The organism is Bacillus mexicanus (assembly GCF_050445615.1).
GTDB lineage: Bacteria > Bacillota > Bacilli > Bacillales > Bacillaceae > Bacillus > Bacillus mexicanus.
On record NZ_JBCEYV010000002.1, the window covers coordinates 139130 to 151281 of the forward strand.

At 45.5% G+C, this 12152-nt stretch carries 10 protein-coding genes and 1 pseudogene; 6 read left to right on the forward strand and 5 right to left on the reverse strand.

The annotated features are described in order from the left end of the window. Positions 1–19 precede the first annotated feature (19 nt). The 4 genes and pseudogenes from AAGG74_RS10385 to AAGG74_RS10400 all read right to left on the reverse strand — a co-directional run bounded on the left by AAGG74_RS10385 (position 20) and on the right by AAGG74_RS10400 (position 3464). On the reverse strand, positions 20–841 hold the full coding sequence (locus AAGG74_RS10385; protein ID WP_429675349.1) for a sulfite exporter TauE/SafE family protein: 822 nt from the start codon (positions 839–841) through the stop codon (positions 20–22). Between the two features lie 17 nt (positions 842–858). Beyond that, positions 859–1707, reverse strand: a complete 849-nt coding sequence (locus AAGG74_RS10390) for a DUF72 domain-containing protein (protein ID WP_162103606.1) — start codon at positions 1705–1707, stop codon at positions 859–861. A 37-nt stretch (positions 1708–1744) separates the two neighbouring features. Beyond that, a pseudogene (locus tag AAGG74_RS10395) lies at positions 1745–2024 on the reverse strand (YunG family protein). A gap of 96 nt (positions 2025–2120) precedes the next feature. Beyond that, complete coding sequence (locus AAGG74_RS10400) at positions 2121–3464, reverse strand: allantoinase (protein ID WP_429675350.1); 1344 nt, start codon at positions 3462–3464, stop codon at positions 2121–2123. Between the two features lie 174 nt (positions 3465–3638). Between AAGG74_RS10400 and pucR the strand changes: the two genes are divergently transcribed. From pucR to uraH, 5 genes are all read left to right on the forward strand, one after another. Beyond that, positions 3639–5234 carry a purine catabolism transcriptional regulator PucR gene (gene pucR / locus AAGG74_RS10405; protein WP_429675351.1) on the forward strand — a complete coding sequence of 532 codons (1596 nt, stop codon included), beginning with the start codon at positions 3639–3641 and terminating at the stop codon, positions 5232–5234. A 146-nt stretch (positions 5235–5380) separates the two neighbouring features. Then, positions 5381–6730, forward strand: a complete 1350-nt coding sequence (locus AAGG74_RS10410) for a nucleobase:cation symporter-2 family protein (protein WP_429675352.1) — start codon at positions 5381–5383, stop codon at positions 6728–6730. Positions 6731–6734: 4 nt separating this feature from the next. Further along, a complete protein-coding gene (locus tag AAGG74_RS10415; RefSeq protein WP_162103457.1) occupies positions 6735–8027 on the forward strand; it encodes a nucleobase:cation symporter-2 family protein in 1293 nt (430 codons plus the stop codon). Between the two features lie 12 nt (positions 8028–8039). Next, positions 8040–9521 carry a factor-independent urate hydroxylase gene (gene pucL, locus AAGG74_RS10420; RefSeq protein WP_429675353.1) on the forward strand — a complete coding sequence of 494 codons (1482 nt, stop codon included), beginning with the start codon at positions 8040–8042 and terminating at the stop codon, positions 9519–9521. After that, positions 9521–9868 carry a hydroxyisourate hydrolase gene (uraH, locus tag AAGG74_RS10425; protein WP_429675354.1) on the forward strand — a complete coding sequence of 116 codons (348 nt, stop codon included), beginning with the start codon at positions 9521–9523 and terminating at the stop codon, positions 9866–9868. Before pucL ends, uraH begins: the two co-directional genes overlap by 1 nt. A gap of 698 nt (positions 9869–10566) precedes the next feature. On the opposite strand, the gene AAGG74_RS10430 is transcribed toward uraH, so the two are convergent. Next, positions 10567–11697: a response regulator aspartate phosphatase gene (locus tag AAGG74_RS10430; protein ID WP_429675355.1), complete on the reverse strand. Its 1131-nt coding sequence runs from the start codon at positions 11695–11697 to the stop codon at positions 10567–10569. Positions 11698–11893: 196 nt separating this feature from the next. On the opposite strand from AAGG74_RS10430, the gene AAGG74_RS10435 reads away from it, so the two are divergent. Further along, the gene (locus AAGG74_RS10435; RefSeq protein WP_429675356.1) at positions 11894–12103 is read left to right on the forward strand and encodes a hypothetical protein; all 210 of its coding nucleotides are present in this window, start codon (positions 11894–11896) and stop codon (positions 12101–12103) included. Positions 12104–12152: the final 49 nt, after the last annotated feature.

The window sequence follows — 12152 nt, forward strand, 5'->3', positions numbered from 1 at the left end:
AATATCTCTCCCTAATCGTTCAGCTGAAAATACCTTCATAAATAAGCTGGCAGCCGATTAAAATCAATACGATCCGCATGATCATTACGATCCTTTTCGTCTGCATTTTTCTATTGATGGCGGCGCCAAGCTTTCCGCCAAACCAAGCGCCGGGCACAAGTACGAGGGCGTACAGCCAATTGACATGCCCGGAAATGATATGTGAAACAGAGCCTGTCATAGAGGACAGGAAAATAATAAACATCGACGTTGCCACGGCAACCTTCGGCGGAAACAGGAATAAAAGCATCATCGCCGGGACCATCAGCGAACCGCCGCCTATTCCGAAAAGCCCGCCTAAAAAGCCGACAACAAAGGCAATTGCAATGCCAATAGGAGCCTGATATGAGTACGTATAAGGCTCACCGGCATCATCTTGGAAGGTCCGAATAATGCCTTTGTGGGCTTTGTTGATCGGCCGGGCTTTTGCTTTCAGCATTAAAGATAATGAAATAAGAATCATCAAGATGCCAAACCAAACGGAAAACGAGTTTGAATTGAACAGCTTTGACACGTAAGCTCCGATAATGCTGCCGGGGCCTGAACCGATAAAGAAAATGAGCCCGCTTTTATAATCAACGGTTTTATATTTCATATAAGCTAAAGTTGAAGACAGACCCGTAAAAATAATAACCAAAAGCGAAGTTCCGATCGCGACCTGCGGCGTCACATCCTGAAACAGCGGCGTCACTGTGCTTAAAAACATCAGAGACGGCACGATGATAATGCCGCCGCCAAGTCCAATCAGGCTCCCTACCGTACCTGCAATAAATCCCAGTACGACCAAAATCACAAACGACATCAATCAAAACCTCTTTTCTAAAATAAATCGAGCTGTCTCGGCGCAAGTCCGCTGTACTCGATATTAAGCAGTTCAAGCATCTGCTTACCGTTATCCGCGGCGTCACCGCCGGAATTGTTATTGAACAGGACAAAAACATCCTTACATTGCTGCTGCAATTCATTCAGATGTTTTTTCCAATCTATCAGCTCTTGCTGATTATAGCGGTATAAGTACCTGACTTCCCGCCAGTTTTTCCCGCCATCAGGCTTCATCCAGCCCTGTTTGTTGCGTCCGTGAAGCCTGACGAGCGTTTTGTTTTCATCGGTGGCATGCAGCACAGTCGGAACGCTGCCTTCTCCGATTTGCGGTTCATCACAGACGCTGTGAATCCAGCCTTCCGCTTTCATAAATGAAAGTGTCTGCTCATAAAATGACGGCGAGAACCACGAGCGATTTCTGAATTCAAGCGCACATGGAATATCTCCCATTTGGCGCTTGCACCATCTCAAGTAGGCGACATTCTCCTTCTTGCAGTCAAACCACGGCGGGAATTGGAACAGCACCATGGCAAGCTTATTGCTATGTAAATATGGCGTTAACGATACCTTAAATGCGGCAAACATCTCCTCTTTCGAATCAAAAGGAATGTCACCGCGCTGATGCCCCGTCATGCCCTGATATGCTTTCACGATAAATTGGAAGGATTCGGGCGTTTCTTTGACCCATTTTTCATTATTGCGCGCAGGCTGAATCGCGTAAAAGCTTGCGTCTAATTCAACGATCGGAAAATGGGAGGAATAGGCCTGCAATTTTTTCTGGCTGGCCGTTTTCGGCGGATAGATGCTGTCATGATCCCCCCACCCCGTCAGTCCGATATAAATCACAATCATTCACCTCTCTCCCAGTTTATCACACGTGTTTTCAGGTTTCCTCGGAAATGCTGTTTATATGGCAGGAAAATGCTGAACAAAGATGCTGGTATTGTTCGTCATTCGTATCTCTTGAAGAAGGGGGTATGCTGATATTCTATCGGCGCGTATAACTGTTCACTCGTGAAATTACAAATCACGCCGTTAATGCTGTTCTAAAAATGCCGGTTTTCACCTGATTTTATTTTAAAAATAATGTCTTCGAATTGTTCCTGAATCACCAATGCCGTCACACCGCATAGGTGATTCAGGATAGATTTGGCGTGTTCCATTGTCTCCGTCTCCTTATAAAAAAGATACCACGTTGATCACTTTTAAAAAAACAAAGCTGAGGAAATCAAAAAAACCCGACCGTTTAACCGCCGGGTTTACGAAGGAACGACAAGCGCTCCGTCCATGCCTTTTTCTGCTTCCTCTCCTTCCCTGTACACACATCGTCCTTTACTGTATGTGGCCGAAATGCGGCAAGGAAATGAATGACCTTCATATAGGCTTAGCTTATGCTTTGCAAACATCGATTCTCTTGTGACAGTGTACGGCTCCATGCTGACGAGCACAAAATCCGCATCACAACCCGCTTCAAGCCGCCCTTTATTTTGAAGCCCGAATCGCCGCGCAGGCGCTGCCGCTGTCCATTCAGCAACGGTTTCAAATGGAATCTGATGTCCAAGTGCCAGTTCCAGCATTCCTAATAAAGTGAACTGTCCGCCATTGATTCCGCCCCATGATAAAAACAGATTATCCTCCCGTTTTAAAAACGGATGACAAGGTGAATGATCTGAGGAAATCATGTCAATGTGCCCCGCCATGAGCGCCTCGATCAGCGCTTCCTGACTTTGCGGCGAGCGAAGCGGAGGCGCGCATTTTGCGACAGAGCCCTTTTCACGTAAGTCATTATGGCTGAACAAGACATAATGCGGGCATGTTTCAACCGACACATCAAGACCTTCCTGCTTCGCCTCTCTGATCAGCCGGACCGCTTTCGCCGCGCTGATATGAACGAAATGAACCGGACAGCCTGTCACCTTCGCGTACTGGATGGTGCGATACACCGCTTCAGCTTCTGCTTCCTCCGGGCGGGAGGCGGCGTACGCATTCGCATCCACCTTTCCTTTATTGGCCAAAACCATCTGTAAATAGCTTGTGATTGCGTCGCTCTCTGCATGAAGAGCGAGAATTTTTCCCGCAGCCGCGATTTCTGCCATGCCTTTCAGCAAGGTCCTTTCATCAACAGAGCGGAATTCGTCTGTGCCTGATTTTGATAAGAATGCTTTAAATCCGATGGCGCCCGCTTCAGCCATCGGACGGATATCCTCAATGTGGCCGGGCACAAGGCCGCCCCAAAGCGCAAAATCCACGGCTGATTTTTGCCTGCCGAGTTCAGCTTTTGTAAGTAGATGCTCTGCCGTCACTGTTGATGGAATGCAATTGAGCGGCATATCGAAATAGGTGGTACAGCCGCCTGCCGCCATCATGCGCGAACCTGTTTCAATTCCCTCCCAGTCCTCTCTTCCCGGTTCATTGAAATGAACATGGCAGTCTATCACACCAGGGAACACAAATTTCCCATCTGCCTCGATCGTTGCTGCTCCGCTTGCTTCAATAGCAGTATCAATCTCGGCAATAACCCCGTTGCAAACTGCAATATCCGCTTCTTTCACGCCATCTGGCATCACTGCCTTCGCACCTTTTATCACCATATCGTAAGCCATATTGATCCCCCCATGTCAGGTTGCCGATTTTCTATGTCAGTTTATGTAACACATTCCGTTCTATTTTCAACAGTTTACTGCTACTATGATCGTATTACATCAGCAAAACCGCTAGAATTCCTATTGAAAATTATTCATCTTAACCAATGTTTTTTTAGAAAGGGAGAGTGCGCTATGAATATTTTTGATGTGATGAAAATACCGGCTTATGAAAACGCCACTTTAATCGCGGGAAAAGCAGGAGGAGAAAGAGAGGTTCAGCATGTCAATATGATGGACGCTCCAGATATCGCGGACTTTTTGCATAAAAATGAATTGCTCGTTACCACCGCGTATCACCTGAAGGATCATCCGCACCAATTATCTGAACTGATTCGACAAATGGCAAAACGCGGCTGCGCGGGTCTCGGCATTAAAACAAAGCGCTACTTGGAGGATATTCCAAAAGAAATCATCGAACTGGCTGATTCATACGCGTTTCCAATCATTGAGCTGCCAGAACAAATCCGCCTCGGCGATATTGTGAATGCAACACTCAGCCACATTCTCGATATGCGTTCTAACGAGCTGCAGCAAGCCATTTACGCGCACAAAAAATTCACAAATCACATTATGAGCGGCAAGGGACTGCAATCCCTTCTCAAAAAGGTATCAGACCTCCTTCAGCTCCCCGTGCTGCTTCTTGACCAGCATGCCAAAATGCTGTCTGCGTCCGATCATATTTCAATTGAGACGGAGAAGCTGAAAGGCACCCTGAATACCGTACACGGACCGTTTTTCACTTGTTTCTCTACGATCTCGGACCGACAAACGTATTCTGTTCTTCCTATTTATAATCACGAAAAAAACTGCGGCTATCTGCTGATACCCGACATGATGCAGGCCGGCGACAAAGGATTGATCCTCACCATTGAGCAAGCGGCCAACGTCATTTCCTTTGAACTTCTAAAGGAAAATGCGCTGAAGCAATTCAGCCGGCGGGCGCGCAATGAGTTTTTCAGCAATTTTATCGAGCGCTCATTTTCCTCAGACGATGAAATCAAAAACCGGGCAAAGGAATTTAAGCTGCGCTGGGATCAAAAGTACATGTGTATTGCGGGAAAACTCGACCGGAATCATGAATCAATCAGCTTTACAGAAAACCAGCTCGCCTCTGACAGTGTATTCGAATGTCTTGAAGGCGAATTATCAGCCTTCCCGTTTCCGCCTCACCTCTTTATTAAAGGAAATGTCGGCATTATTCTGATCGAAGCAACAGACAGCTGGAGTGAAATGCACGCCTCGGTGATCAGCTTTTTAAAGCAGTTTCAAACACAGATCAATGCGCAATTGAAACGGACTGTGTCCTTCGGCATCAGCAATATATGCCAAAAGCTCATTGACGTTCCCGACGCGTTCACCGAAGCCTCAGACGCTCTGCAATCAGGACATTTGTCAAGAAGCACAGAGTTTATTCAGGTGTATCACGCCAAAGATGTGCCTGAGCTTCTCCGCCTGCTTCCAGTTGAGGATTTGAAGAAATTTTACAACTCCACGCTTCAAAGCCTTGCTGAAAAACAGCAGGAGGATCAAAGCCTGCTTCACACGTTATCCGTCTATTTAGAAACACACTGCCAAATTTCCGAGACAGCAAAGCGTCTTTACGTTCATCGCAATACGGTGATTTACCGCCTTGAAAAATGCGAGGAGCTGCTGGGCAAAAGCTTAAAAGATCCTGAGATGACGATGCGTTTGCGGCTTGCCTTACGAATGCAGCGGCTGATCAGTTAACACTTGTCACATTCTCTTACAAACCAAATTGTTTTTCGTCACTTTCAGCAACAGCACCTGTCTTTTTCGGCTACTGTATCCAATGACACCCGACAGTCAGCACGTTATTATGTTACTAAAGTTCACATGAAAAAGGAGGGACTATCGTGGAACAAAGATCGTTTGCAGTGTTTACGCTTGGCCTTCAGCATGTCCTGGCTATGTATGCAGGCGCAATTTTAGTGCCCCTGCTTGTCGGCAGGGCGCTGAACTTAACAGCTGAACAGCTGTCCTACCTGTTGGCGATTGACCTGTTAACGTGCGGTGCAGCCACGCTTTTGCAAACTTTGCGCGGCGCATATATCGGCATCGGGCTGCCCGTCATGCTCGGCAGTTCATTTGTGGCCGTCACTCCAATGATTGCAATCGGCACGAACTATGGCGTTCACGCGATTTACGGTTCAATCATCACGACAGGGTTGTTTATCTTTTTGTTCGCGCGTTTTTTCGGTAAGCTAACTTTGTTGTTCCCTCCTGTCGTGACAGGTACCGTTGTCACCTTAATCGGCCTTTCACTTGTTCCGACAGGTGTAAAAAATATGGCTGGCGGCGAAAAAATAAACGGCAGCCCCAACCCCGAATACGGTTCGCTCGAAAACCTTCTTCTCTCTGTCGGCGTCCTTGTCCTAATCTTAGTCCTCAACCGCTTTCTCAAAGGATTCGCTCGAACGCTGTCCGTTCTAATTGGAATCGCCGCCGGGACAGCGGCAGCAGCCGTCATGGGCAAAGTCAGCTTTTCTGCTGCCGCTGCAGCCCCGCTCTTCCAAATCCCGAAGCCGTTTTACTTCGGAGTCCCTTCATTTGAAATCGGCCCGATCTTAACGATGCTGATCGTCGGAATCGTCATTATCGTGGAATCAACCGGCGTTTTCTACGCAATCGGAAGGATATGCGGCAGGCCTTTAAGCGAAAAAGACCTCGTCAAAGGCTATCGGGCGGAGGGGATTGCTATTTTAATCGGCGGGCTGTTCAACGCCTTTCCCTATAACACCTTTGCACAAAACGCCGGCTTATTGCAGCTGACGAAAGTGAAAACGAGAAATGTCATCGTTATCGCAGGCTGTATCCTTGTCTGTCTCGGACTGATTCCGAAGATTGCCACCCTTGCTTCCGCCGTTCCTGTCGCAGTGCTTGGCGGAGCGACTGTAGTCATGTTCGGCATGGTGATTGCGTCTGGCGTCAAAATGCTTAGCACAGCGGACCTCACAAATCAATATCACCTTCTGACGATCGCCTGCTCAATCGCACTCGGTATTGGCGCCAGCACAGTGCCCGCCATTTTCACTGATTTCCCCGCTCCAATTCGGATTCTGGTCAGTGACGGCACGATCACCGGCAGCCTGACCGCCATCTTTTTGAATCTATTTTTCAGCTTACGCGGCAAAAAAGAAACAACAGCGCCGAAAACAGAATTTCCGGTATTAGACCATACACTCGCATTTAAAAAAGAGGTGTGAAAAGATGAAGGAACAGCACAATGCCTTTCAGCTGATGATGCTCGGACTTCAGCATATGCTTGCTATGTATGCCGGAGCGATTCTCGTTCCGCTGATCGTCGGCGCGGCGATCGGTCTGAATGCCGGTCAGCTGACATATGTAATCGCTATTGATTTGTTCATGTGCGGAGCCGCAACCCTTTTACAGCTTTGGAAAAACCGCTATTTCGGCATTGGTCTCCCAGTTGTGCTCGGATGTACGTTTACCGCAGTCGGTCCGATGATTTCCATCGGCAGTACATACGGTGTCTCAGCGATATACGGCGCCATTATCGCCTCAGGGCTGATGATCATCTTAGCCGCGGGCTTCTTCGGGAAGCTTGTCCGTTTTTTTCCGCCTGTCGTGACCGGTTCAGTCGTCATGATCATCGGTATCAGCCTGATTCCGACGGCAATGAACAATTTGGCCGGCGGTGAAGGAAGCAAAGACTTCGGCACACTGGAAAACGTGCTCCTCGGGTTCGGCGTCACAGCTTTTATCTTATTGCTGGTTTATTTCTTTAAAGGTTTTATCCGTTCTATCGCGATTTTGCTCGGCCTTATCGCAGGAACAGCGGCTGCATTCTTCATGGGGAAAGTCGATTTTTCTGACGTCACGGAGGCGTCCTGGCTTCATGTTCCGTCCCTGTTTTATTTCGGGCTGCCGACCTTTGAACTGCCGGCAGTTATGATGATGCTTCTCGTGGTTATTGTCAGCCTTGTTGAATCGACAGGCGTTTACTTTGCTCTGGCCGATATCACAAACCGCAGGCTGTCGGAAAAGGATCTGGAAAAGGGCTATCGGGCAGAAGGCCTAGCGATTTTACTTGGCGGCTTATTTAACGCATTCCCATATACCGCCTTCTCGCAAAATGTCGGTATTATTCAGCTTTCAAAAATAAAAAGTGTCAACGTCATCGCAATCACTGGAATCATGCTGATGGCAGTCGGACTCGTTCCAAAAGCCGCAGCATTGACAACAGTGATTCCACCCCCGGTTCTCGGCGGCGCAATGATTGTCATGTTCGGCATGGTCATTTCTTACGGGATCAAAATGCTTTCCAGTGTTGATTTCGATTCACAGGGAAACCTGCTGATCATCGCCTCTTCCGTCAGCTTAGGGCTCGGCGTCACCACAGTTCCCGCATTGTTTTCATCTCTTCCGGGTGCAGCCTCGGTCCTGGCAGGAAGCGGAATTGTGATCGGCAGTTTGACGGCAATTGTACTGAACGCTTTTTTTCAAACGAAGCAGCCGAATGGCACTGAAATCAAAACGTAAAGGAAGATGCCTATGCTCACGCTGGACGACCTGAACCAAATGGACACAACAACACTGACAGACACGCTCGGATCAATTTTCGAACACTCTTCATGGATTGCGGAGAAAGCCGCGGCATTACGGCCATTTTCTTCCCTTTCTGACCTTCACCACAAAATGGCGGGTATTGTGAAAGCAGCAGACCGCCAGACACAGCTTGATTTACTCAACAAACACCCCAGACTCGGCACAAGGAAAACAATGAGCAACGCATCAGTAATAGAGCAGCAAAACGCGGGGCTCAGCAAACTTGAACAAGAGGAATACGAGGAATTTCTCAAGCTGAATGAACACTACGATGATCGCTTCGGCTTTCCTTTTATTTTAGCGGTAAAGGGAAAGACGAAACAGGACATTCACCGAGCCTTGATGGCAAGGCTTGAGAACGAACGTGAAACAGAATTCCAACAGGCTCTACAAGAAATATACCGCATCGCCCGCTTTCGACTGGCGGCTATCATCACTGAAAAAGGGGAGAGGAAAATGAAAAGAACCATGTCTTACGGCAAAGGAAATGTATTTGCATACCGAACATTTTTAAAGCCGCTCACAGGAGTAAAGCAAATCCCAGAGTCGTCTTTTTCTGGGAGAGACAATACTGTTGTCGGTGTTGATGTGACTTGCGAAATTGGCGGAGATGCCTTCCTGCCATCCTTTATAGACGGAGATAACACTCTCGTTGTGGCCACAGACTCAATGAAAAACTTTATTCAGCGCCATCTCGCTTCCTATGAAGGGACGACAATTGAGGGATTTTTACATGATGTCGCTCACCGATTTTTAAATACGTACTCACATATGGACACGATTACTCTGACTGGCGAAGAGATTCCATTTGAAGCAATGCCTGCATACGAGGCAGAAGAGCTCCGCACAAGCCACCTCGTCTTCAGAAGATCGCGCAATGAACGGGCTCGATCTGTGCTGAAAGCTGTACGAACAGAAGAAACCATAACGATTACAGAGCAGTACAGCGAAATCATGGACCTTCAGCTCGTCAAGGTGAGCGGCAACTCCTTCGTCGGCTTTATTCGAGACGAATATACGACTCTCCCGGAGGACGGCAACCGCCCGCTGTTTGTCCATTTACACATCGGCTGGCATTATGAAAACACCGATAACGCATACGCTACAGATCCCGCCCGCTATGTTGCCGCTGAACAAGTCCGCGACTTGGCGAGCACCGTTTTTCACGAGCTTGAAACCCCTTCAATCCAAAACTTAATCTATCATATCGGCTGCAGAATTTTAACGAGATTCCCGCAGCTCACTGATGTAAGCTTCAAATCTCAAAATCATACATGGGACACAGTCGTTGAAGAAATACCGGGGTCAAAAGGAAAAGTCTACACCGAACCGCGCCCACCATTCGGTTTCCAGCGCTTTACCGTGACAAGAGAAGACGCAGAGAAAGAAAAACAGAAAACCGACGCATTAGAGAGCCTGAAAGCCTGATGGGAAAGCTCACAACCCATATCTTAGATTTAACCTGCGGCAAACCCGCGGCAAACGTAAAAATTGAAGTGAAGCGGCTCGACGGCGGAAACCTTATAAAAGAAGCATTCACCAATCATGACGGCCGAGTCGATGCGCCGCTTCTCGCAGGGGAAGAGCTGGCGCCCGGAGAATATATCATGGAATTTCATGCAGGAGAGTATTTTGCAAGCCAAAACATGAACGCAGCCGCTCAGCCGTTTTTAACCATCGTCACCGTCCGCTTTCAGCTCGCAGATCCAGATGCGAATTACCATATCCCGCTTCTGCTGTCGCCGTTTGGTTATCAGGTGTATAGGGGGAGTTAAGAAGGAAGCCCGCCGGTGAGGCGGGCTTTCAGATGTTTAGGCGGCTGGTAATATTGCGCAAATAAAAAACTGTATAGAACAGCAAATTAAATCGCGGAAATTCCGTAAAATAGGGATCAGCAGTTAGAACTTAAAGAAAGGGTGGTCTGTAATATAACAAACCTAACATAATAACTGCCTCTATTATAGAAAGCGAGAATAGAAATGTTTGATTTATTGACGATTTCACTAGCTTCTGACCAATATAATTGAGTAGGTAAAAGATGACGAATAAAGTAATGACTGCAAAAACAATACTTAACAACTTCATTCCTCCTTTTAAAATAGAGCTGCTATACCGCATCCCAAAACCCATTATATGTAATATCAAGCGTTTTAACACGTGAAGAGGAGTTGAGCAATATGTGTTGATTAAATGACTCGGGTTATTTCTGCAGCAATGGAGAGCAATTCGGACATGTTTATGACAATTAAACAACAGTTAGATGTGCAGGGTTTAAAGAGAGGATACAACCTTAGCGCTTGATTCAATTGTTAATGAATATTCAAATACATAAAATAAACCCTCCGAAGAGGGTTTATTTTATGTTTGATTCCGGTCAGTAAGTTGATGATATGCTGCACTTTGTTCTACAGTAAAAGTAGTAGCGAGACCTAAACTCAAAGTAACTGCAGTAAGAATAATGAATACGTCCTTTTTAAAATTCATACAGGCATTCTCCCCTCTGAATTTGTTTTTGCGTTTCAAGCATTTTTTGATGATAAACATATGATGTTTCAAATTCCTTTGATTTTGCAAAAACTTCAGCTGTATCAATTGCGATATCTTCCACATACGCATAATTCTTATTTCTTTCTAAGTAATCAATCGTTTTTTTGATTCCCACTTGATCTACTGCATTAATATAAAGTGCTTCCAAATACTTTTGCAAGGACACAAAAAGTTTATCACCTTGGGATATTGCAGCGGATAAACCCTTTTTACTCATTTTTATTGCTTCACTTGTTTTCCCCTGCTTAAAAAGAAATTTAGCGTATGTAAACAGTGAATGTGGTAAATTGCTCAACTTAGCACTTTCTGATACCTTGGAAGCCTCATTTAAGAAATAATCAGCTTTATCATTTATTCCTAAATCTGCGTAATTTTTTCCGAGATTGTAGTAAGCGGAGCTAAGTAGCCTTTCATTACGATTTAATTGTTTGGACAATTCTAAGGCTTTTTCAAGGTGCGGCAAGCTTTTCTCAAAATGTTTAAAATCAACGTAATTTCCAGATATAACAAAATGACACTGGATTTTTCGCACTTTATAAAGATCATATTGATTATAAATGTCCATCGCCTGTTTAACATGGTGCATTGAAATATGATTTTGCTTCATAATATAGTAGGCTTCAGCCAGCTTAAAATGAAATTCCGCCTTCTCAATATCATCATTTACATGAGTAAGGTGTTTTTCTGCTTCTCGATAAAAATCAATTGCTTTGACATATTCCCTCTTATCAAACTCATACATTCCACGAAAAAACAGAGAGTAGTAAGACAACAAGCCAGTTATCCCTTTATTTGATGTCTCTATTTTTTCAAGCAGTTCCTCAATAGTTGGCCTGATACGTGTGGTAACTGGTTCCAAGTAATCCAACATAAGCTGATGACGGAATTTCATTAAGGAGAAATAAATCAGCAAATATTCATCCTCTTCCATCTGATTGATCTCTTGCTCTACCTCAGCCTTTAAAATCTCTGCATCCGGAACACTAAATTGACGAATCATCTTATACCATTCATTGATTTTCACGCCAACTTCCGACGATGGTAAAACCGGATTCACAAGACCCCTCCTTATATACTCTTTTATGTAATATTCTAACATTTTAAAAATATGCATGCCCGCAAAAAAACCGCAAAGTTTTCAAGCAAATTCTTTATAACAACGTCATAATCTATATTTGAAAAAAAGACACTTGAAATCCACATCTGCTTATCGATTACACTAGAGGAAAGCCTAAAAAGAAAGGTTGATGGGTTTGAACTTATATTTAGTAACAGCACTTGTCATATCAGTATTGTTAAATGTGATTTTATGTATTCAGCTGGGAAAGTTCAGAACAAGCCGGAATTTCAAATGGAAAGAAGGTATGGGAATCAACACACCATTCGCTGCGTTAGTCTGGGCTTTCCTTGCTATAGCCATTTTTTTGAGTCTTATCGGTTTATTGGCTGGTGTTGGTGATTGATAAGAAGAAATGATTGCAAGACAGTGTTTAATCATGGAGTCGAGAAAGT

What these genes read in the sequence shown, in the direction of transcription:
- AAGG74_RS10385 (WP_429675349.1), bottom strand. Translation starts at nt 841, where the DNA reads ATGTCGTTTGTGATTTTGGTCGTACTGGGATTTATTGCAGGTACGGTA.
- AAGG74_RS10400 (WP_429675350.1), bottom strand. Translation starts at nt 3,464, where the DNA reads ATGGCTTACGATATGGTGATAAAAGGTGCGAAGGCAGTGATGCCAGAT.
- pucR (WP_429675351.1), top strand. Translation starts at nt 3,639, where the DNA reads ATGAATATTTTTGATGTGATGAAAATACCGGCTTATGAAAACGCCACT.
- AAGG74_RS10415 (WP_162103457.1), top strand. Translation starts at nt 6,735, where the DNA reads ATGAAGGAACAGCACAATGCCTTTCAGCTGATGATGCTCGGACTTCAG.
- pucL (WP_429675353.1), top strand. Translation starts at nt 8,040, where the DNA reads ATGCTCACGCTGGACGACCTGAACCAAATGGACACAACAACACTGACA.
- uraH (WP_429675354.1), top strand. Translation starts at nt 9,521, where the DNA reads ATGGGAAAGCTCACAACCCATATCTTAGATTTAACCTGCGGCAAACCC.